21 protein-coding genes are annotated in these 21959 nt (G+C 28.2%); 6 read left to right on the top strand and 15 right to left on the bottom strand.

Translation table 11 applies throughout. The features are described 5' to 3' along the window. Positions 1 to 95: 95 nt before the first annotated feature. The 6 genes from ACTG44_RS06600 to ACTG44_RS06575 all read left to right on the top strand — a co-directional run bounded on the left by ACTG44_RS06600 (position 96) and on the right by ACTG44_RS06575 (position 5929). Entirely contained in the window at positions 96 to 1256 is a 1161-nt protein-coding gene (locus ACTG44_RS06600; protein WP_021384006.1) for a sensor histidine kinase, read from the top strand. Continuing rightward, the gene (locus ACTG44_RS06595) at positions 1249 to 1893 is read left to right on the top strand and encodes a response regulator transcription factor (protein ID WP_021384005.1); all 645 of its coding nucleotides are present in this window, start codon (positions 1249 to 1251) and stop codon (positions 1891 to 1893) included. The genes ACTG44_RS06600 and ACTG44_RS06595 overlap by 8 nt, the downstream gene beginning before the upstream one ends. Before the next feature lie 189 nt (positions 1894 to 2082). Next, on the top strand, positions 2083 to 3018 hold the full coding sequence (locus ACTG44_RS06590; RefSeq protein ID WP_021384064.1) for an ABC transporter ATP-binding protein: 936 nt from the start codon (positions 2083 to 2085) through the stop codon (positions 3016 to 3018). A 13-nt stretch (positions 3019 to 3031) separates the two neighbouring features. Then, positions 3032 to 4129 carry an ABC transporter permease gene (locus tag ACTG44_RS06585; RefSeq protein WP_021384009.1) on the top strand — a complete coding sequence of 366 codons (1098 nt, stop codon included), beginning with the start codon at positions 3032 to 3034 and terminating at the stop codon, positions 4127 to 4129. A gap of 2 nt (positions 4130 to 4131) precedes the next feature. Continuing rightward, positions 4132 to 5196, top strand: coding sequence for an ABC transporter permease (locus tag ACTG44_RS06580; protein ID WP_021384050.1), 1065 nt, complete (start codon positions 4132 to 4134; stop codon positions 5194 to 5196). A 238-nt stretch (positions 5197 to 5434) separates the two neighbouring features. Continuing rightward, positions 5435 to 5929 carry a CarD family transcriptional regulator gene (locus ACTG44_RS06575; protein WP_021384042.1) on the top strand — a complete coding sequence of 165 codons (495 nt, stop codon included), beginning with the start codon at positions 5435 to 5437 and terminating at the stop codon, positions 5927 to 5929. 137 nt (positions 5930 to 6066) lie between these two features. Here ACTG44_RS06575 and ACTG44_RS06570 read toward each other — a convergent pair whose 3' ends face one another. The 15 genes from ACTG44_RS06570 to ftsY all read right to left on the bottom strand — a co-directional run bounded on the left by ACTG44_RS06570 (position 6067) and on the right by ftsY (position 21947). Continuing rightward, on the bottom strand, positions 6067 to 6315 hold the full coding sequence (locus ACTG44_RS06570) for a hypothetical protein (protein ID WP_021384021.1): 249 nt from the start codon (positions 6313 to 6315) through the stop codon (positions 6067 to 6069). A gap of 65 nt (positions 6316 to 6380) precedes the next feature. Further along, positions 6381 to 7397 (bottom strand): alpha-hydroxy-acid oxidizing protein, encoded by a 1017-nt coding sequence (locus ACTG44_RS06565; protein WP_021384023.1) that lies wholly within the window; start codon positions 7395 to 7397, stop codon positions 6381 to 6383. A 57-nt stretch (positions 7398 to 7454) separates the two neighbouring features. Further along, entirely contained in the window at positions 7455 to 8222 is a 768-nt protein-coding gene (locus ACTG44_RS06560; RefSeq protein WP_021384056.1) for a ribonuclease HII, read from the bottom strand. A 70-nt stretch (positions 8223 to 8292) separates the two neighbouring features. Beyond that, complete coding sequence (locus ACTG44_RS06555) at positions 8293 to 10485, bottom strand: adenosylcobalamin-dependent ribonucleoside-diphosphate reductase (RefSeq protein ID WP_021384063.1); 2193 nt, start codon at positions 10483 to 10485, stop codon at positions 8293 to 8295. 567 nt (positions 10486 to 11052) lie between these two features. Beyond that, the gene (gene brnQ / locus ACTG44_RS06550; protein WP_479918397.1) at positions 11053 to 12345 is read right to left on the bottom strand and encodes a branched-chain amino acid transport system II carrier protein; all 1293 of its coding nucleotides are present in this window, start codon (positions 12343 to 12345) and stop codon (positions 11053 to 11055) included. 1134 nt (positions 12346 to 13479) lie between these two features. After that, positions 13480 to 14772 (bottom strand): branched-chain amino acid transport system II carrier protein, encoded by a 1293-nt coding sequence (gene brnQ, locus ACTG44_RS06545; RefSeq protein ID WP_021383960.1) that lies wholly within the window; start codon positions 14770 to 14772, stop codon positions 13480 to 13482. Positions 14773 to 15170: 398 nt separating this feature from the next. After that, complete coding sequence (ylqF, locus tag ACTG44_RS06540; protein WP_021383977.1) at positions 15171 to 16067, bottom strand: ribosome biogenesis GTPase YlqF; 897 nt, start codon at positions 16065 to 16067, stop codon at positions 15171 to 15173. A 319-nt stretch (positions 16068 to 16386) separates the two neighbouring features. Next, on the bottom strand, positions 16387 to 16737 hold the full coding sequence (rplS, locus tag ACTG44_RS06535; RefSeq protein WP_021383988.1) for a 50S ribosomal protein L19: 351 nt from the start codon (positions 16735 to 16737) through the stop codon (positions 16387 to 16389). Positions 16738 to 16921: 184 nt separating this feature from the next. Beyond that, entirely contained in the window at positions 16922 to 17617 is a 696-nt protein-coding gene (gene trmD / locus ACTG44_RS06530; protein ID WP_021383926.1) for a tRNA (guanosine(37)-N1)-methyltransferase TrmD, read from the bottom strand. An 8-nt stretch (positions 17618 to 17625) separates the two neighbouring features. Next, positions 17626 to 18141: a ribosome maturation factor RimM gene (gene rimM / locus ACTG44_RS06525; protein WP_021383932.1), complete on the bottom strand. Its 516-nt coding sequence runs from the start codon at positions 18139 to 18141 to the stop codon at positions 17626 to 17628. A 109-nt stretch (positions 18142 to 18250) separates the two neighbouring features. Then, positions 18251 to 18478 (bottom strand): KH domain-containing protein, encoded by a 228-nt coding sequence (locus ACTG44_RS06520; protein WP_021383925.1) that lies wholly within the window; start codon positions 18476 to 18478, stop codon positions 18251 to 18253. A gap of 64 nt (positions 18479 to 18542) precedes the next feature. Further along, positions 18543 to 18815 carry a 30S ribosomal protein S16 gene (rpsP, locus tag ACTG44_RS06515; RefSeq protein WP_479921483.1) on the bottom strand — a complete coding sequence of 91 codons (273 nt, stop codon included), beginning with the start codon at positions 18813 to 18815 and terminating at the stop codon, positions 18543 to 18545. Positions 18816 to 18852: 37 nt separating this feature from the next. Then, positions 18853 to 20205: a signal recognition particle protein gene (gene ffh / locus ACTG44_RS06510; protein WP_021383940.1), complete on the bottom strand. Its 1353-nt coding sequence runs from the start codon at positions 20203 to 20205 to the stop codon at positions 18853 to 18855. After that, positions 20202 to 20570: a YlxM family DNA-binding protein gene (gene ylxM, locus ACTG44_RS06505; protein WP_021383968.1), complete on the bottom strand. Its 369-nt coding sequence runs from the start codon at positions 20568 to 20570 to the stop codon at positions 20202 to 20204. Before ylxM ends, ffh begins: the two co-directional genes overlap by 4 nt. Positions 20571 to 20672: 102 nt before the next feature. Continuing rightward, the gene (gene ftsY / locus ACTG44_RS06500; protein WP_021383973.1) at positions 20673 to 21947 is read right to left on the bottom strand and encodes a signal recognition particle-docking protein FtsY; all 1275 of its coding nucleotides are present in this window, start codon (positions 21945 to 21947) and stop codon (positions 20673 to 20675) included. Between the last annotated feature and the right edge of the window lie 12 nt (positions 21948 to 21959).

Raw genomic sequence — 21959 nt, 5'->3', positions numbered from 1 at the left:
ATTAATATTAATAAATACTTCTATTGACTTTATTCTTTTATGATATTATGCTAGTTTTCATAAGGAAAGTTTATTTTTATGGAGGAATGTCTTTAATGAACAGAAAAAAATTATTTATTTTTATACGATATTTATCTCTATTTATATTACTTGTAAGCTATTTGAATAATGCTGAAAATACATTGTATCCAGTTATAACAATAATTATATTATTTCTAATAATAAATAACCAAGTCAGATTTTTTTCTTTATCAAATGAGAATAAATTTATACTTATTTCTTATTTTTTAGAGCTTATTTTAATTTTTATATTGTACAATTATACAAAAACTTTTAATTCACTATACTTTGTTCCTTTAGTTTTGGATGCCTCATTTTTAATAAAGGAAAAGTATAAATACATATTATTCTTTTTAGTTATAATATCTTCTTTTATTATTGGTTTAGATAAAAGTGTATATTTAGCACTAGAATCAAGTTCTATATTACTAATTATTACTATACTTTCTATGTATCTAGAAAGTGAGAATTTATCTAAATTATACAATCAAAGTCTTTACGATAAACTCCGTGTTTCTAAAGATGAATTAAAAAAAGCTAATGCTGATTTAGAGATTTATGCAAGTTCTATAGAAGAATTAGCAATTTTGAAAGAAAGAAACCGTATATCGAGAGAAATACATGATAGTGTTGGACATTCTCTTTCTACAACAATAATTCAATTAAGTGCTATAGAAAAGCTCTTAAAAGACAAACCTCTCATTTCTGATTTAGTTCATGAACTTAGAGAATTTGTGACTGAAAGTTTCCAAGATGTAAGAAGAGCTATATCTGAACTAAAACCTGTTGAATATGAAAATTATCAAAATTTACTTAAAATCAAAGAACTGGTTAAAAGCTTTATTAAGCTTACAAATATCAACGTTAGATTAACTATATCAAAAAATACTTGGAACCTATCTAGAAATCAATCTATCGCTTTATATAGACTCGTTCAGGAATCGCTTTCCAACGCATCAAGACATGGAAAAGCAACTGAAATTAGAATTTTTATAACATTTAATCCTTCAAATCTTATAATTACTATCAGTGATAATGGTATAGGATGTAACAATATAAAAAAAGGAAATGGACTTAGCAGTATTAGCGAAAGAATATATGAATTAAATGGCAAAGTTGAATTTGATAATTCTAATACTGGATTCACAATTAGAGCGTCTTTTCCTAAATTTTCAGGAGGTGATTTTTTTGAATAAAATCAAAGTTCTTATAGTAGATGATGAAAAATTGATTAGAAAAGGTCTTAAGATTATTTTATCATCTTATGACGATTTAGAAATTGTAGGAGATGCTTCCAACGGATATGAAGCATTAGAATTCTGTAAAAAAAATGATGTAGACATAGTCCTTATGGACATTAGAATGAAAGTTTGTGATGGAGTTCTAGGTACAAGACTTATAAAAGAATACGATAGTTCCATAGCGTTATTAATTTTGACAACCTTTAATGATGATGAATACATAAAAGACGCTATGAAGTTTGGAGCTTCAGGATATCTTTTAAAAGATAGTTCGGACGAAGTATTACACGAGGGGATTCGTTCCTCGTTTTTTGGCAATATTGTACTTGATAAAAGTGTTGCTGAAAAAATCATGTCCCCTGAAAAAACTATAGGACAAGAACATATTTCTGATATGTATAATTTAACAGAAAAAGAAATATCCATAATTAAATTAATTGCAAATGGACTTAATAATAAAGAAATTAGCCAAGAATTATTCTTATCTGAAGGTACAATAAAGAATAATATCACTAATATCTTGGGAAAACTAGGACTTCGTGATAGAACTCAACTAGTTATATTTGCCTTCAAAAATAAAATTGTAATATAGATATATATGTAAGAAACCTATACTCTTAAAAAATTTCTTACTTACAAACTTATTTATAATAAATAAAAATATAAAGTGACTTAAGTCACTTTTTTTAGTGACTTATAGTAATAGAATTATGATTCATAATTCTTTATTATAGTATTATAGATTTTTAGCTTATACAAAATTACTTTTGGAGGGATTATTATGGATATAGTCAGAGTAAATAACATAACAAAAAGATTTAACGATAAATTGGCACTTGATAATATCAGTTTTTCTGTTAAAGAAGGGGAGATATTTGGACTTATTGGACCAAATGGGGCTGGTAAGTCTACACTTATAAATATAATTACAAATCTTATGTTACCAAATAGTGGTGACATTCAAATCAATGGTTTAGATTTGTCAAAAGATTATATAAAAGCAAAGTCTATAATAGGATTAGTTCCACAAGAATTAGCACTTATGGAAACCCTTACTCCTTTTGATAACTTAGAGTACTTCGGAGCTTACTATGGTTTAAAGGGAAAATTGCTTCAAGAGAGAATCACCGAAGCCTTAGAAGTCACAGGACTTACTGATGTTAAAAAGAAAAAAATAAAAAAATTATCTGGTGGTATGCAAAGGAGATTAAACATTGGAATAGCACTCTTAAATCATCCTAAAATATTAATATTAGATGAACCAACGGTAGGTGTTGACCCCCAATCAAGAAATCATATTTTCAATTTTATTAAAGATATATCTGAAAAACAAAAAACCACGGTAATATATACTTCTCATTATATGGAAGAAGTTGAACATCTTTGTTCTAAGATTTTTATTATGGATGAAGGCAAGGAGATTGCTTTTGGAGATAATAATTATCTAAAATCATTAGTATCTACACATACAAAATTAATCATGGAAATTAAAAATATAAATGCTCAACTTATATTCGATTTAAAAAATATCAAAGGTGTGATATCTGTTTTAGAAAATAATTCATTAGTAGAATTGGATATAGATAAAAAATTGCAACTTACAGATGTGCTATCTGTTGTTGAGAAAAATAATTCAAAAATAGTACGAATTTCTTATGAAGAACCTAGTCTAGAAGATGTGTTTTTAAATCTAACAGGTAAAAATCTAAGAGATTAATGGAGGTGATTTTATGAGATTATACATTAGTGTAAAAACTATGCTAAAAGGTTTAAAAAGCTCTTTTATACTTAATTTAATATATTTCTTAGCCTTACCTCTAGTCTTAGCTGGGTTTCTTGGAATGGTGACAGAAAGCATGTTTCAAAACCCTATAAAAACAGATTTGACATCAATTGTTATATATGACAAAGATGATACAAAGCTATCAAATAATCTGACAAGATACTTAAAAAATGACTTATCTTCTATATTAACAGTTCAAAAAGATAGTTCTAATGCAGATTTAAAACTCACTATACCTAAAGGATATGAGAGTAATTTATTAAATGAAGAATCAAATATTTTAAGTGTAGAAAAACTTGGAACTCGCGATGATATTGCAATATTACTTCAAGACATATTAGATACTTATCATGAAAAATTATATTTAAATAATTCGCAAAAACTAAGTTCAGAAGATTTCTCTAAATTATTTAACAAGAATTCTATTGATACTTCTATAATAAAAAATAATGTCAGACAAAACTCTTATGAGTACTTTGCTTTAGTTTCTCTGGGATTTCTTGTAATAATTTTTATAATGAATAATATTTTAGCAAATTACGTAAGTGAATCAAAAGGACTTTCAAAAAGACTTTACTCTATGCCTATTACTAGAGTACAATTCTTAATTTATGATTTTGTAGGATTGTGGATTTATTCATTTATCTTCTTGTTATTATATGTTTTATTCTTTAGAATACTTGGGATAACATTTAAAGGTAACTTTGCCATATTAATTTTACTTTGTGCTTTATCTTCTTATTTTATGACTTCAATATCTACTTTTGTAACCGCCTTTTTTAGTAAGAAATATGGTACAGTTATTGTTTACACATTACTCTTCTTACAGACAGTTTTTGGAGGTATTCTCAGCATGGTAAATGATATATTTACTAAGTTTACAAGTTTATCTCCTACTTATTTAATAGGAACATTATTCAGTAATTATGAGACATTTAAAACTATCGATTCAATAGGAAACTTAATTTTTATATGTCTAATTGCATCTACAATATTGATTGCACTTTCTATTGTAAAAGAAAAATATAAATGGAGGGAGATTTAATAATGATTAGATTAATTATTGCAAACATAAAAAGATATATAAAAAATCATGCTCTTTTAGTTAACATGGTTCTGTTTCCTGTTATATTATTAATGTTTTCTCTTAACTTTTTTACTGGTAACTCAGAAAATCAATCAATGTACTTTTCTCCAGTAGCAATTGTATCTAATTCTTCTGGAAAATATGAACATAAGTTAATAGATGGTTCTAAATTAAAAGAAAACTCATTTGGATTAGACGAACAGGATAAGGCTATGAATTTATTAAAAAATAATAAAGTTTCTGCTGTCTTCATTTTAGATGAAAATTTTTCAAACAATATAGATAACTTAAAACGACCTGTAGTTAAATGTTTTAAAACCGAAAACGGTGGAGGTAGTCTTTGGGCAGAATCACAAATAGAATCTTTTATTACTAATTCATTAAAATTAAAAATAGATAGAAACATAGATGATAAATTGACAAGGACAAATATAATTGATAACAGTCCAAATAAGAATAAAAATTCATTTTTAATAGTCTTCTTAATATGTTATTTTATGTATATTAATGCAGCACATCTTGCTTCTGATTTATTCGCATTAAAAAAATCTAATACCTTAAAAAGACTTGTTTCTACAAGACATAAAGATATAAAAATCATTTTCAGCATATTTTTAGGGTTATTTTTTATTCAAGCAATTATATACACCTTAACTTTAGTATGCTTCTCATTTATAAGTGATTTTAAATTGACTTTAAACACATTAATGATTGTACTAGCAAATAGTTTTGTTGCTACTGGATTTGTATTTTGGATAGCTAGAGTAACTAAAAGTGAAAGTTCTATAAGTCTTATGTCTACATTTTATTCTTTAATAGGTTTAGCTATATCTATATCTAGTCTAATACCATCACTTGATAAATTATCCTTTATGGTTAATCTTTCAAAGCTTACACCATTTTATTGGACTATAGACGCTATTAATAATGACAACATATTAATAAATATAATTGTTTTAATTTTTATTGGAATGGTCTTTGTAACAGCTGGAAGTCTTAAGTTAAGAGATTTTGCTAAAAATTAATAATTACTAAGCATAGTTAATGTACAGTTTTATAAAAAACTAACATAATATTTCAATACGTTAAATCATTTTATCTTATATTTTTATAGTTATTTTATATTTATTCATCATAAACTTAATATTATATATTAATATTTTTGACTTGTCAAGTATTTTGTGATATAATATTGAGTATTAGATAATTAAAGCATTGTACCCAAATTGCAATATCTAAAATTCAGTTTGGAGGTATAACTATATGTATAATATTGGCGAAAGTGTGATGTATCCAAAAGAAGGTGCTTGCTATGTAAGTGATATTGTAACAAAGGAAATAAATCATAATATACAGAAATACTATGAATTGACTGTTATTTTCAATAGCAATCTTAAAATTTTGATTCCAGTTATAAGTGCTGGCAAGATTGGCATACGTCCAGTTATGAATGAAAATGAAGTTGATGATTTTATGCAATCTATTGATAAAACAGATGGTGTATGGATTTTTGATAGAAAGAAGCGACTTAAATTATACCAAGATAAATTTCATTCAGGAGATGTTTTTGAGATTGTAAAATTGATTAAGATGCTTATGATACAAGATTGTTCAAAACAATTATGTAGTACAGATAAGGACTTTCTAAATAAGGCTCAAAGGTTTGCTTTATCAGAATTAGCTGCAGCTCAATCCAAGTCCTATACAATCGTATTAGATGAAATGAAAAAACATATACTAAATTTGAATAAAAATTAAGCACGTAAAGCACTCTCTTTTACTTTAAACTGCCTAATCTATTATTGATAAAATTCTCTTAATTAGATTGAAGTTTATACTCAAACAAAAAAGCTAAGAGCAAATCATATTTTTGATTTACTCTTAGTTAATAAAATTTAATCTTCTGCAAGTTCTTTTTTTTCTTGTAATAACACACCTAACTCATTTGCTTCTAAAACTTGTGCCTCTGCAATATCAAGTAACTCTTGTTGCCATTCCACACATTTATCTTTGTAATCAAAAGGTAGCGTTCTGTCAACTATGTACTTATCAATACAGCCCTCCGCACTTTTAATTATTTCTTTTCTTTCATTAATAAATTTCTCCAATTCTACTAAGGCTTCTTCATAAGCTTTTTTACTCATATAAATTCCCCCTTTGTACAATTATTCTACATTAAAATGATTTTTCCTCTTTTTTGTATAAAATTTTATTTGTATATAACTTTTCCATCAATATCTTTTATAGTTTGACATCCAGTTAATATCATAGAACCACTTAGTTCTGATTGAAGCTTATTTACATAAGTTTCTACACCATCAGTTGCTCCACCAAATGAAGCAGTCACAAAAGGTCTTCCTATTAATACTGCATCTGCTCCTAGACCTATCATCTTTAATACATCTAATCCTGTTCTAACTCCACCATCTGCAAGTATTGTAACTTTGCCTTTAACAGCATCAGCAATCTTTGGTAAAACTTCACATGCTCCTGGTGTACAATCTAATACTCTTCCTCCATGATTTGATACAACTATGGCATCTACACCTGCTTCAACTGCCATTAACGCATCTTCAACAGTCATTATTCCTTTTAATATAAATGGTAGTTTAGTAGAGTTCACCAATTCTTTTATTTGTTCAACATTTTTAGGAAGTACTGGCTTTCCATGTAGCGATAAAGTCACTAGACCACAAGCATCTATATCAACTCCAACTGCAAATGCACCAGCTTCTTCAGCTAGTCTTATCTTTTTTATAATATTTTCATTATCCCAAGGCTTAATAAATACAATCCCATCACCATTATACTTTTTAACTACATCTAAATTTTCCATTAAAAAAGCATCTACTGCTGTATCTCCAACCATTGCATAAATCCCACTTTTTGCACATCCTGCAACTACTGGTTCTATGTAATCTCTTTCACTAATTTTTCCACCCATATTCAAGGTAGTTCCTGTTACTGGAGCTGCAAATATAGGTGCACTCATTTTTTTCCCAAATATCTCTATAGATGTATCAGGATTTGAGACATCATGTATTACTCTCATATTTACTTTTACTTTTTCTAAACTCTTACTATTTTCTATAAAAGAAGAACCACTTCCTTTACCTCCCATACCAGGAACTTCCCCTGCACAAACAACTCCATTACAAACCTTACAAACTTTACAACTTCCATTTAAATTTTCTCTAGCATTTTTTAATAATTCATTATACTCCATCTTTAATCCCCCATTTATTATAGTAATTTATATCATATACATTATATCATATTGTGTTTACAGTATATTTTTCAAAAAACTTTTCCTATGTATAGGAGTTATCCCATGTTTTTCAATGGCTTCATAATGTTCTTTAGTCCCATACCCTTTATGAGATTTAAAACCATATTCTGGATAGACCCTATCATATTGATACATTATACTATCTCTAGTAACCTTAGCCAATATACTTGCTGCTGCTATTGATATAGATTTTGAATCTCCTTTTACAATTGGATTTTGAGCTATGTCAATCCCTGGTATTGTCGCTGCATCAACCAATAGATAATCAGGTGCTTGTTTTAAACAATTTATAGCTTTTTTCATTGCCATATAGGTAGCATTCAATATATTAAATTCGTCTATTTCTTCATTATTTACTATACCTATTCCATAGTCTAATGCTTCTCTTTTTATTACTTCAAAAAGTTCATCTCTTTTTGCTTCACTTAGTTTTTTAGAATCATTTACGCCTTCTATTTTTGTGTCTTTTTTAAATACTACTACAGAAGCTACAACAGGTCCAGCAAGAGGTCCTCTTCCCGCTTCATCAATTCCTCCAATATATAAATAACCTTTATTGTAACCTTCATTTTCAAATATATTTATAGTTTCTAATCTTTCTTCTTCTCTTCTAATATTGTCTAATTTTTTAGCTAGTTTTACAGCTAAGCTTTGAACAGATTTTCTGTCATCGACTCTCAATAGTTCTATATATTGCATATATTTTTCTACTTCTAAAGTCTCAATTATTTCCTTAATCTCCCTCACGCTTTTATTCTGCATACAATTCCCTCATCTTTCATTTGTAAAAATATAAGTTTTTAAATCTATTAAAATTTTGCTAACACAAAGTTTAATTACATCCACTATATCCACATTTTAAGCATATACTACAACCACCTGTATGTGCAATTCCTTCACTTCCACACTCAGGACACACAAATTTCTCATCTTCTTCAAAATTTTTATTTATTATTTTTTTGGATTCTTCATCTTTATTATCTTTTTCTTTTTTATTATTTTTATAACATTCTTTTTTATTATCTTCTTTTTTATTATTTTCTTTATTGTTTTCTTCCTTTTTTTCATTTATTAAAATTCCACTCCTTTTGCATCCATCTCTAAATATTGTCACCCCTTTAAGACCAGCCTGCCATGCCTTAATATATATATTGAAAACATCTTCAACTGTAGTTTCAAAGGGAATATTTATTGTAGATGATATAGAAGCATCAATATATTTTTGCCATACTTTTTGCATGTTTATCCTTTCTTCGTATCCTATATTCATTGCAGTTACAAAGAACTCTGGTAAACATTCTTCATCTGTAATACCTTTTTTATCCATATATTCTTTAACGATTGGAGTATATACTTTGTAATATACATCTTCGTCATGTAAACTCTCAGTTTTTCTTATATATGAAAGATTAAATATAGGTTCTATTCCACCACTAATTCCTATCATTGTAGATATAGAACCTGTAGGAGGTATAGTTAATAGTTGTGAATTTCTAAGCCCATATTTTTTAACCATTTCCTTAGTATCATCATTTAAATTTTCTATAAAAAACTTAGACTTGGATATATTTTCATATTTATACTCACTAAAAGTTCCATATTCTTTGGCAATTAAGGCTGATTGCTTTACAGCTTCATTCAACATAGTTTTACCAATTAAATCACATAATTCCAAAGATTTATCAGAACCATATCTTATTCCCATCTTTATAAGCATATCAGCTATACCCATTACTCCTAAACCTATCTGTCTATATTTATGTACACTATCTCTTTGCTCTTGTAATGGATGTAAGTTTAATCCCTCATCTAACACATCATTTAAAGCTACCACAGCTTCTCTAACGCAAGATTTTAATTTATTAATATCAAAGGTAGCATGTTCACCAAATGGTTGTATTACAAACTCTGACAAGTTTATTGAACCAAGCAGACAACTTCCTCCACTTGGAAGTGGCTCTTCTGCACAAGGATTTACTCCTGAAAAGCAAAAATTCTTATCTTCGCTCATAAAATTATAAGTTCTTATTTTGTCCCAAAATAATATACCTGGTTCTGCATAATCCCAGTTATTTTTCACAAATTTATTAAACAAATCATATGCATTTACTATCTTGACTATTTTTTCTCCAGTAGTTTCAACTTCAAAAGTACAGTTATACAGTTTCTTTTCCTTTACAGCTTGCATAAATTCATCTGTTACTCTTACAGAAATATTTGCTTTAGTAACTTTTTCTAAATCTGTTTTTATATCTATAAACTCTTCTATCTCTGGGTGGTTTACGTCCATAGAAATCATAAGAGCTCCTCTTCTTCCTCTTTGACCAATCAAACCAGTTGTCATGCTGTAAAGTTCCATAAAAGAAACTGCTCCAGTCGTGTGTTTTGCAGCATTATTAACTTTTGCTCCTTTTGGTCTTAACTTTGAAATATCAATTCCAACGCCTCCACCATAGCTAAATGTTCTAGCAAGTTTTTTTGCAGTATCGAAAATATCTTCTATACTATCTTTTGGTGGCTCTATTACATAACAATTAGAATATGTTACTTTTTTACCTTCTTTCTGCAATCCTCTATTTGCTAAAATCCTTCCAGCAAATAGAAATCTTTTCTGTCTTATTAATTTTGAGATTCTAGGACTATTATTTGAGATTCTCTTTATCCACTCATCAAAACTCTCACCATTATTTCTATACTTATTCTTCCATATTGATTTTTGCAGTTCATCAAACTCCCAAGCTTTAGTTCTTATTTCAGAACGTCTTTCTCTATATAATATGTAGTGTTTTGCTATATCTTTTCTATTTGATTCCATAAGTAATACTTCAACTATATCTTGGATTTCCTCTACGGATAAGCATTTTTCCATAGAATTATAATCTTTAGCTATTTTTCTTGATATATCATATGCTAAATCTCTATCCACTCCACCTTCACTATTTATACTAGCCTTATAGACAGCATCTTCAATCTTACTTTTACTAAAAAGTTCTTTTGTACCATCTCTTTTTATTATGTACTTCATTTTTAGACCTCCAATAAATTAGTATTAAATTAATACACCTATTAACTATAACTCTAAACAAACTTTTTTATATGTTTGTATTTTTTCAGATTAATTATCTAGCATAATATATATTATACTATTTTATATTCAATATAACACTCCTTATAGTTCTCTCAACTTTTAAAACAATTTCTTAAAAAAATCAAAAATAATATAAAAAAGTATATAAAAGTCCAATTCTACTTTTATATACTTTATATTTTTTATGTTTTTATTGTTTTAACTTTTATTAATTAATAAGTATCTAAATAATAAATTCTTTATTTTTTCTTTATATATGGCAATAATTTACATTTACATTAAATATTTTTAGTAAATATAATTTTATTTTACTTATAGTTTTAAATCATCCTTTTTATTTTACATGCTATTATAAATCATATTACTGCTAATGTTATAAAATTAAACAAATAACATATTTTCAATCTTAAGCAATTTAATAATACTTGCAAATATTACAAATATAAAAAGGAATTGCCTCTATAATTTAAAGGCAATTCCATAATTATCAATTATTCTTTATTATTATGCAGTTTTACTGCTTTTAGATGGAATAAAGTTTCCTATTATTCCTGCTATTACAACTGGAACTATCCAGTTAAATCCTAATGAAGCGAATGGTAAGCTATTAACTAGAGGAATATTTACACCAAAGCTTGTTGCAACTGTTAACACACTTACTAATAATGCCATATATGCAGCACATTTGTATACATTGTCATTTTTAATTTGGTTACTAAATAATGCTAGTATAACTAGAGTTATAGTTGCTGGATATACCATACTTAATATAGGAGAAGAGAATTTTATTATTGTACTTACTCCAAAGTTTGATATGATTGCACTAAACACACAAACTACTATAACTATATGCTCATACTTTAATTTCCCATCTGTAAGTGTTGAGAAATATTGACCTGCTGCTGAAGAAAGTCCTATAGCTGTTGTTAAACATGCTAATGCAACTATAATAGCTAATAAGACTTTACCTGTAGTTCCAAGTAAAGATGCTGTTATTGCAACTATTAAAGCTGTTTGTTGAACATCTTGTCCATATGCTTGAGATACAGTTGCTCCAAGATAACATAATCCACCATAAACTAGTGCCATACCTATTACTGCAATAACACCTGCGCTTACTGTAGCTTTCATCTTTTCTTTTTCACCTGTATACCCTTTAGCTATTACTGACATGATTATAATTGATGCAAATACACTAGCTGCTAATGCATCCATTGTTTGATAACCTTGAGTTATACCTTCTGCAAATACATTTTGTATTAAAGAACTGTCTCTTATTTCTCCTAATGGAGATATGATACCTTTAACGATTAATACTGCTAAAGCTATAAGTAAAGCTGGAGTTAATATTGACCCAACTATATCTACAACTTTTGATGGTCTTATTGTTAGAAGTAATACTATAGCAAAGAATACTATAGAAAATATTACTGGGCTTATTCCTGAACCTATTGTAGGTAATATACCCATCTCATAAGTTGTTGCTGCTGTTCTAGGTATTGCCAAAAGTGGACCTATACAGATTACCATTGCACATCCTAATGCAATACTTAATCCTTTACCTGCTCTTGAGAACATCTTTGATGTGTCTCCATTGAACTTAGTTGCTGCTATAACTGCTAATAATGCCAAACCACCATCTGCGAAAAGGAATCCTATGAAAGCTACTAGCCAACTACTTCCGGATAAAACTCCTAGATATGGAGGGAATATTAAGTTCCCAGCACCAAAAAACATTGCAAATAGTGCAAATCCAATTACAATTACATCTTTAAACTTGATTTGTTTCTCACCCATTTAAAGCACCCCCATTTGAATTTTACTACTTTTTTTACCTTCTACTACATTTTACTAAAAAATAAGTCCAATCTCTTCTTAAATGAAAACCTTTTGACGAGATTTTATTTAATTATACATTTTTGACTTAAACTTGTCAATTATGTTTCATAATTTATAAAATCTTCGCAATATTTAATACAACTTTCTTAATTAAATAAAATCAACCTGTATACTTTAAACATGACTGGTTTTTCATTTTTTTACTAAGTTTTCTTGACAAAATTAAAAATTCTAACTTTTTTGAATTTTCTAAATTTTACCATTTTTTGAATTATTCCTAATTTAAGTTGCTTTATGTAATACTGTATATCAACCTCCTTACTATTTTTATATAATCTTTTTAATTCAGTTTAAATTTTAAATATTTTGTGTTTATTATATAATTCTAAAAAAAAGCCGTCAATATGATTTTTAATTTTTTAAATTTTCAAAATTATGATATCCGAAAAATCGTTTTCCTTTTGTCACAACTCTTATTTACGTTAATTCTTGTAGGATTTTGTATTTATTTTGCTAAATTAACTCCTAATTTTATTGAATAACCGTTCTACACCTATAGATTTTTCACTTCTTTTTTATGCTTGAAATCGTTTTTTCTGAAAATTCCTTATTATGATTTACAATCTTACTTTTCTTCATCGTAATTATTTTCTAACTTCCAACTTACTTAAACTTTGCAGTTGCTAGTATCCACATAAACATACTTATATTTCAAAATTAACTAAAAATTCTTAATATATACCTCTATAAAAACAATTTAGTGCTTTGCTCAATTCATTTATATATGTAAATGACTTAAATTTTATTTTATTATTTTATTATTGTTATAATTTTATTTATATAATATTTTTGTAAAAATCAGCTACTACATATAACTAAACTTATAAAATTCATCCAAAATTCTTTTTTTAATCTTTATTATTGTTAAAAAATAAACTATATATTTTTTCTAATATTTTCTTATATTTTTACATCCAAAAGCAAACAATTAGTATAGAAACTAAAAATAAAAGGAGTTATCTATATAAATAATTTAATTTATTATAGATAACTCTTTTATTTATAGGTAATTATATTTTAATTAAATAAAGTTTAATTTGTTCCAAGTGTATTAGATTGACTCTTTGATGGTATAAAATTACCAATTATTCCAGCTATTATAACTGGAACCACCCAGTTAAATCCTAATGAAGAAAGTGGTAAAGAATTTACTACAGGAACATTTACTCCGTAAGTAGATATAACTGTCAATATACTTACAAGTAGTGACATGTATACTGCTCCTTTGTAAACATTATCATTCTTAATTTTTTCATTGAAGAATGCTAAAATTATTAAAACAATTGATGGTGGATAAACTATACTCAATATAGGAGATGCTATCTTTATTATAGTTCCAACACCAAAAGATGCTACTACTGCACTGAATACAGATACAGCTAATACTATTTTTTCATAACTTAATTTACCTTTTGTAAGTCTAGAGAAATATTGTCCTGTAGCAGACGTAAGACCTATAGATGTAGTTAAACATGCTAATGATACTACTATTGCTAAAATCGCTTTCCCAACATTACCAAGTAATCCTTGTGTTATATTTACTATTACTTGTGATTGTACTGCATCTGTTCCATACATTGTTGATACAGTTGCTCCAAGGAAACATAATCCACCATAAACTATAGCTAGACCTCCACAAGCAAGTACACCAGCTTTACCAATCATTTTTAATTTCTCACTAATAGAAGTATATCCTTTTTCATTTAAAGACACTATCAACACTGATGCAAGTGCTATCGCTGCAAAGGCATCCATCGTCTGATATCCTTGACCTATACCTTCTGCAAATACATTAGGTATCATAGGCTTATCTATTATCTCTCCAAGAGGAGATACAACACCTTTTATAATTATAAATGCTAAAGCTATTAGAAGAGCTGGTGTTAAAAATTGTCCAACTATATCTACGACCTTAGAAGGTCTTATCGTTAATACATATGATATCGCAAAATAAACTATACAGAATAATAACACTGGAATCGAAGTTCCAAATAAAGGCATCATACCCATTTCATAAGTTGTTGCACCTGTTCTTGGTATAGCTAGGAATGGTCCTATGCATAAAATATCTGCACAACCTATAAGAATACCTAATTTCATACCACATCTTTTAAACATTTCAATTACGTTTCCATCGAATTTAGCTGTAGCCATTACTGCTAGAAGTGCTAAGCCAGCATCGGCAAATGTAAATCCTAAGAAGGCAATTAACCACTCTGGACCTGTAATTATTCCCAAGTATGGTGGAAATATTAAGTTACCTGCTCCAAAGAACATTGCGAATAATGCAAATCCAAATACTATAATATCCTTGGTCTTACCCATTATAAAATCCCCCTTTTTAACCTTATTAAATTAATAAAATTCCTCAATTGTTTACGCTTGCATAACTTACATATATAACTTAATTGAAACAATAAGAGCTTATTATTAAATTAATAAAACTAAATAAATTAAATTTTTAATATATTGTATTGATTTGTGCTTATTATATATTATACGAAACAAGCAAGTCAATATACCAAAATTTGAAATAATCATACTCATTTTAATTTTCAAAAAATTAGGCATATTTGTCTTAAATTAATGTTTTTAAAGGTTTTCTAATCTAATTTACACTTTCGCATGACAATATTTGTCTATATTTCAAAAAAGTAAAAAAAACCTTTAGGAAAAGGCTTTTTTTAGCTTATAATATTAATTTTTTTAACTAGCTTTAAAATCTATCTTTTAACATTCTCTGGTACTTCTAGAGTTATATTGCCTATTTTTCCATCTCTAAATTCATTTAAAACAGTTGTAGCTATGCGTGTATAATCAAGCTCTTTTTTACCTGTTATAAATCCTCTTTTATGACCAATCATATCCATAGTTTCAATTGGAGTTTCTCCTAGAGTATCCAATTTATATCTCGCTTTCAGATTCTCAGGAGCTATTTTCATAAGTTTTTCTATGAGTCTTAATGCTAAAGTTTCAGTATCTAAAATCTCATCCTTTATAGCTCTACTAAAGGCTAAATTTAAAGCAACTTCTTGGTCTTCAAACTTAGGCCAAAGTATCCCAGGTGTATCTAGAAGTTCAAGGTTTCCCTTTAATCTAACCCATTGTTTACCTTTAGTTACTCCTGGCTTATCTCCTGTTTGTGTACTTTTTCTTCCTGTTAATTTGTTTATAAGAGATGATTTACCAACATTTGGAACCCCAACTATCATTATTCGTATAGCTCTTTCTTTTCTCCCTTTATCCTTTAAATTATTCATTTTTTCTCTAGTTACATTCTTACATTCTTCTATTATCTTATTTATGCCAACTCCTTTTATTGTGTCTACAGGTATAGCTTTTATATTGATTTTTTTATAGTACTCTACCCATTGATTTAATTTATCTCTGTCTGCCATATCACTTTTATTAAGTACAACTACTCTTGGTTTATCACCTACAAGCTTATCTATATCTGGATTTTTACTACTAAATGGTATTCTGGCATCTAACAGTTCAATAACTACATCAATCAATTTTAAGTTGTTTTTTACCAACTCCTTAGTTTTTTTCATATGACCTGGATACCAGTTTATATGTAGATTGTCATCCATAAGATACTCTTCATATTCATTTGACATGTATATCACTCCTTTAAAAGATTATATTATTATATCTTAATTATAATTAAAAAATAAATTTATTTAAATCATTGTATTGTCATGCTTTTAACATCCTACTTTACATAATATTCTCTTCTTATTTTAATATTATTTCGAAATATAATTCAATATTTATTGATTTTATTTTTCATTTTAAAAGGTATAAATTCATAAATAAATAATATATATTTTCAACAAATAGTTCTATTTATTTCTAATATAATTATTTGCTGTAATTTTCATTAAAATAGAAAGAGGACTGATAAATCAGCCCCCCATTTATAAGTAAAGTTTTTAATTATCTATTTCTAGCTTCTTTTATCTTAGCAGCTTTACCTACTCTACCTCTTAAGTAGTTTAGTTTAGCTCTTCTTACTTTACCTTTTCTAGTAACTTCTATTTTTTCTATTTTTGGAGAGTGAACTGGGAAAGTTCTTTCTACACCAACATTGAAAGACATTTTTCTAACTGTGAAAGTTTCTCTTGCTCCTCCACCTTGTCTCTTTAATACTACACCTTCAAATACTTGTATTCTTTCTCTTTTTCCTTCTATAATTCTAACGTGTACTTTAACTGTGTCCCCAGGTCCAAAATTAGGAACTTCATTTTTTAATTGTTCTTGCTCAATTGCTCTTAGCATTTCATTCATCTTTCTTCCTCCTAAATATCATAGACGTTCTTAACTACCCGACCAGTGTAAACAGAGGAACGCCCGTATTTTCAACATTTTATATTATACTATACTTCAATATTTATTACAAGCACTTTTATGTTTTTAATTCCATTTATAGGTACTTTACTGTATACATGTATATTAATTATTTATTCTCTTTTTATTTTTTTTGAGATTTTTTATATAAGTCTAATCGTCTTTCTTTAGTTATTCTTATAGATTCTTCTCTTCTCCACTCATCTATCTTTTTATGATTACCTGATAAAAGGACTTCTGGTACTTTTAATCCTTCAAAGTCTCTAGGTCTAGTATAATGAGGATATTCTAACAAGTTATCTTTAAATGATTCTTCTTCAAAAGATTCATCTTGATTTAATACACCTGGTATTAGTCTTGATATAGAATCTATCATTATAAGTGCTGGAAGTTCTCCTCCAGTTAGTACATAATCTCCAATTGAAATTTCATCAGTTACGATTAAATCAATGATTCTTTCATCTATTCCTTCATAATGACCACATAGCAGTATTATGTCCTCTTTGACAGACATCTGTTTTACTATGGATTGATTGTATACCTTCCCTTTTGGAGTTAAATAAATTACTCTTGGATTATTTATATTATAGGTTGTTATTATATGCTTATACGTGTCATATATTGGTTGAGGAGTCATTACCATCCCAGCTCCTCCTCCAAATGGATAATCGTCTACTTTTTTATGTTTATTATCAGAAAAATCTCTTATATTATATATATTAACTTCAATTATACCTTTTTCAACAGCTCTTTTCATTATACTTTCATTCATATATGAATGAAATATTTCTGGAAAAAGCGTCATTATATGAAATCTCATATTACCACCTAATCAATCATTCCCTTAATAGGGTCTATAATCATTTTTCTGTCATCAATGTCTATTGTAGGTACAAATTTTTTAATAGCTGGTATCATAAATTCTTTATCTTCATCACCTTTTATTACATAAACATCATTTGCAGAATATTGGAGAACATCTTCTAACACTCCTACATATTTTCCGTCTACAGTTAAAACTTCCATACCAATCATATCTGCTATAAAAAATTCGCCTTCTTCAAGCTCTCTACTATCTTCTCTAGACACGTACATAAATTTATTTTTTAGCTTTTCTGCTTTTTCTATACTATCTATATCTTTTATCTTCATTATAACCATAGAACCTTTGTATCTTACCTTCTCAACAATCCACTTATTATTTAAATCTTTTCCTAGATAGAAATCTTTTAACTCATCAAATCTATCTATATCATCAGTAAGTGGATAAACTCTTACCTCACCTTTTAAACCTTGTGTATTTACTATTTGACCTATCTTAAAATGAGTTACTTTTTCTTTCATGCTATCACCTTCTTAAAAAATTTAATCTTATATACTCATATCATCATAAATTCTTAAAACTACATATAATTATATAAAAAGGACTAGGTATTATACCTAATCCTCATATTTACACTATCTCAAGAGAAACTTTTACATTTTCTCTATTTGCAACAGATCTTACGACAGTTCTTATAGCTTTAGCTATTCTTCCCTGCTTCCCAATAACCTTACCCATATCATCTTGAGCAACTGTAAGTTTTAAGACTATACCATCATTATCTTCAAATTCCTCAACGACAACTGAATCAGGATTATCAACTAGAGCCTTAGCTATATCTACAACTAGCTCTTTCATATATTTCATCTCCTAAAGTAACCTCAGCAATGAGTACTTACTTAAACTAATCGCCAAGAAAAAATTATTTTGCTTGTTTAGAAGCTTCGAATTTTTCTATTACTCCATTTTTTACAAGTAATTTTTTAACTACTTCTGTTGGTTGAGCACCAGTAGTTAACCATTTTATAGCTTTTTCATCATTTATTCTTACTTGCTTAGGTTCAGAAACTGGATTATAGTATCCTATTTCTTCTATAAATTTTCCATCTCTTGGAGCTCTTGAATCAGCTACTACTATTCTGTAGAAAGGTTTTTTATTAGCTCCCATTCTTTTTAATCTTATTTTAACTGCCATTACAGTCACCTCCGAATAATTTTTACTTTTTTATATTTTATTTAAAAAAAGGTAAACCGCCTAAGCCGCCCCTTTTCTTCATACTCTTTTGTGAACCAGCAAACATCTTCATCATTTTTTTCATTTCATTAAGTTGTTTTATAAGTCTATTTACATCTTGTACACTAGTTCCACTACCTCTAGCTATTCTTTTCTTTCTAGAAGCATTTAATACTCCTGGGTTTCTTCTCTCATATGTAGTCATTGATTGAATTATGGCTTTAGTTCTATTCATTTCTTTGCCATTCAAATCTACATCTCCAAGTTGGTCTTTTACATTTCCCATACCAGGTATCATGCCAATTATCTTGTCAAGAGGTCCCATATTTTGTATTTGTTCCATTTGTTGTAAGAAATCCTCAAAATCAAGTTCTTGCTTTTTGATTTTTTGTTCTAATTCCTTAGCTTTTTCCAAGTCTATGTTTTCTTGTGCTTTTTCTATTAAGCTTAAGACATCTCCCATACCTAGGATTCTTGATGCCATTCTGTCTGGGTGGAAAGGCTCTATATCATCTAGTTTTTCTCCCATACCCATAAACTTTATAGGTTTTTGTGTAACTGCTCTTATTGAAAGTGCAGCACCACCTCTAGTATCTCCATCTAATTTAGTTAATACTACTCCATCAACACCAAGTGCTTCATTGAAACTTTCTGCAACATTTACAGCATCTTGTCCTGTCATAGAGTCTACAACCAAAAGTATTTCATGTGGTTTAACTTCTGACTTAATAGATTTTAACTCATCCATAAGCACTTCATCTATATGAAGTCTACCAGCTGTATCTATAATAACTAAATCATTTGCATTTTTAATTGCATGGCTTAAACCTGCTTTTGCAATATTTACTGGATTTTCTTTATCACCCATATTAAATACAGGTATATCCAATTTTTCTCCAACAACTTGAAGTTGCTTTATAGCTGCTGGTCTATAAATATCACAAGCTACTAATAAAGGTTTCTTGCCTTGCTTTTTAAAATATCCTCCAAGTTTTCCTGCTGTAGTAGTTTTACCTGCTCCTTGCAATCCAACCATCATTAAAATTGTAGGAGGTTTTGAGGAAATCATTACTTTACTTTGTACATCCCCCATTAAGCTCGTAAGCTCTTCATTTACAATCTTGATTACATGCTGAGCTGGAGTTAAGCTTTGCATAACTTCTTGTCCAACACATCTTTCTTGAACTTTTTTTATAAAATCTTTAACTACTTTAAAGTTAACATCTGCTTCAAGAAGAGCAAGTTTAACTTCTCTCATAGCATTTTTTACATCTACTTCTGTAAGTTTTCCTTTTGATTTTAACTTACTAAATGCCCCTTGTAGTTTATCAGACAATCCTTCAAATATCATTTTATCATCTCCCTACATACATCTTCTATATTTTCTAGCTTAGGGATTAAATTAGCACAATCTCTATTGTGCAATAAATCTTCTTTAATGTCAATAATTTTATCTTTTATACTTTTAATATTTTTTTCCTGCTCTTGAATCTTAGATACTAAGTGTAACTTTTCTTCATAATCTCTTAGTATTTTCTCTGAACGTTTCAAAGTGTCATACACACCTTGTCTTGATACATTCAGATTTTCACTAATTTCACCTAAAGAATAATCTTCTTCATAGTATAGAGCTACTATTTCTTTCTGCTTGTCAGTTAATAATTCTTTATATTGTTCAAATAACAATCCAATTTCGACCATTTTTTCTATATTCATATCTTACACTTCCTAGCAGTATACTGTAAAGGTTATCTACTTTACACTATTGTATTTTATATCATATAAACACTCTTGTCAACCATTATTTTTAAAAGAATACTAGTTACCAAATAATGCATCTGAAAATGATTTTGCATTAAAATCTTGTAGGTCTTCTACTCTTTCTCCAACTCCAATAAGTTTTACAGGTACATCTACTTCTGATTTTACTGCAAGTACTACTCCACCTTTTGCAGTCCCATCAAGTTTTGTAAGCACTATACCTGTTATGTCTGCAACTTCTTTAAATGTCTTTGCTTGAACAACTGCATTTTGACCTGTTGTGGCATCTACTACAAGAAGTACTTCACGCTTTGCCTCTGGGAATTCTCTATCTACTATTTTAAATACTTTGCCAAGCTCATTCATAAGATTAGCTTTATTGTGTAATCTTCCTGCTGTATCACATATTAATACATCTGTTTTTCTAGCTTTTGCTGCCTTTATAGCATCAAATACTACTGCTCCTGGGTCTGCTCCTTCTTGGTGTTTTATTATATCTACATTAGTTCTATTTGCCCAAATTTCTAATTGCTCTGTAGCTGCTGCTCTAAATGTATCTGCTGCTGCCAATAAAACTTTTTTACCATCTTTTTTGTATCTATTTGCTAGTTTTCCTATTGTAGTAGTCTTACCAACTCCATTTACACCAACCATTAAGATTATACATGGTGCTGGTTCTATATCTAATGTAGAGTTTTCATTCGTAAGAATGTCTTCAACTATAGATTTAAGTTCTTCTCTTACCTCGATAGGCTCAGTAATACCTTTTTGCTTTATTTTATCTCTTAATTTTTCAATTATATCCATAGTTGTATTTACACCAACATCTGCTGTTATTAAAATTTCCTCTAAATCCTCAAGTAAATCTTCATCTACTTTTGTATATGATTTTAAAACCTCATCTATTCTATCTGTTATTCCTTGCTTTGCTTTTGTTAATCCTTGTTTTAGCCTTTCAAACAAGTTAACCTTTTTTTCTTCTTTATCTTCCATCTCTTCAGATTCAGTTTTATCATCATATATTTCTAATTCTTCTATTATATCTTCCTGAGAATCACTATTTAAGATACTTTTCACTTCTTGTTCATCACTATTTATCCGACTTTCTACTTCTTCAGTTTCTTCAGTACTGTCATTAGTAACATCTTCTTCAGCTTTTTCTTCGATATCTTCCACTTTATCTATCACTTCTTCTTCAAGCCCTGAAAAAATAGTTTCTTCTATATTTTCTAGATTATCAACACTACTTTCTATTTCTTCTTCTACCTCGTCATCTTTTTTTTCCAGTTCTTTTTCTTTGTCTTTTCCAAAACCAAATAATTTTTTTAACACTATTCTTCCTCC

This window comes from Clostridioides sp. LIBA-2809 (assembly GCF_056688965.1).
Note: the sequence above shows the minus strand (reverse complement) of the source record. Positions and strands in the feature narration are given on the sequence as shown.

What these genes read in the sequence shown, in the direction of transcription:
- ACTG44_RS06600 (WP_021384006.1), top strand. Translation starts at nt 96, where the DNA reads ATGAACAGAAAAAAATTATTTATTTTTATACGATATTTATCTCTATTT.
- ACTG44_RS06590 (WP_021384064.1), top strand. Translation starts at nt 2,083, where the DNA reads ATGGATATAGTCAGAGTAAATAACATAACAAAAAGATTTAACGATAAA.
- ACTG44_RS06585 (WP_021384009.1), top strand. Translation starts at nt 3,032, where the DNA reads ATGAGATTATACATTAGTGTAAAAACTATGCTAAAAGGTTTAAAAAGC.
- ACTG44_RS06580 (WP_021384050.1), top strand. Translation starts at nt 4,132, where the DNA reads ATGATTAGATTAATTATTGCAAACATAAAAAGATATATAAAAAATCAT.
- ACTG44_RS06575 (WP_021384042.1), top strand. Translation starts at nt 5,435, where the DNA reads ATGTATAATATTGGCGAAAGTGTGATGTATCCAAAAGAAGGTGCTTGC.
- ACTG44_RS06570 (WP_021384021.1), bottom strand. Translation starts at nt 6,315, where the DNA reads ATGAGTAAAAAAGCTTATGAAGAAGCCTTAGTAGAATTGGAGAAATTT.
- ACTG44_RS06565 (WP_021384023.1), bottom strand. Translation starts at nt 7,397, where the DNA reads ATGGAGTATAATGAATTATTAAAAAATGCTAGAGAAAATTTAAATGGA.
- ACTG44_RS06560 (WP_021384056.1), bottom strand. Translation starts at nt 8,222, where the DNA reads ATGCAGAATAAAAGCGTGAGGGAGATTAAGGAAATAATTGAGACTTTA.
- ACTG44_RS06555 (WP_021384063.1), bottom strand. Translation starts at nt 10,485, where the DNA reads ATGAAGTACATAATAAAAAGAGATGGTACAAAAGAACTTTTTAGTAAA.
- brnQ (WP_479918397.1), bottom strand. Translation starts at nt 12,345, where the DNA reads ATGGGTGAGAAACAAATCAAGTTTAAAGATGTAATTGTAATTGGATTT.
- brnQ (WP_021383960.1), bottom strand. Translation starts at nt 14,772, where the DNA reads ATGGGTAAGACCAAGGATATTATAGTATTTGGATTTGCATTATTCGCA.
- ylqF (WP_021383977.1), bottom strand. Translation starts at nt 16,067, where the DNA reads ATGTCAAATGAATATGAAGAGTATCTTATGGATGACAATCTACATATA.
- rplS (WP_021383988.1), bottom strand. Translation starts at nt 16,737, where the DNA reads ATGAATGAAATGCTAAGAGCAATTGAGCAAGAACAATTAAAAAATGAA.
- trmD (WP_021383926.1), bottom strand. Translation starts at nt 17,617, where the DNA reads ATGAGATTTCATATAATGACGCTTTTTCCAGAAATATTTCATTCATAT.
- rimM (WP_021383932.1), bottom strand. Translation starts at nt 18,141, where the DNA reads ATGAAAGAAAAAGTAACTCATTTTAAGATAGGTCAAATAGTAAATACA.
- ACTG44_RS06520 (WP_021383925.1), bottom strand. Translation starts at nt 18,478, where the DNA reads ATGAAAGAGCTAGTTGTAGATATAGCTAAGGCTCTAGTTGATAATCCT.
- rpsP (WP_479921483.1), bottom strand. Translation starts at nt 18,815, where the DNA reads ATGGCAGTTAAAATAAGATTAAAAAGAATGGGAGCTAATAAAAAACCT.
- ffh (WP_021383940.1), bottom strand. Translation starts at nt 20,205, where the DNA reads ATGATATTTGAAGGATTGTCTGATAAACTACAAGGGGCATTTAGTAAG.
- ylxM (WP_021383968.1), bottom strand. Translation starts at nt 20,570, where the DNA reads ATGAATATAGAAAAAATGGTCGAAATTGGATTGTTATTTGAACAATAT.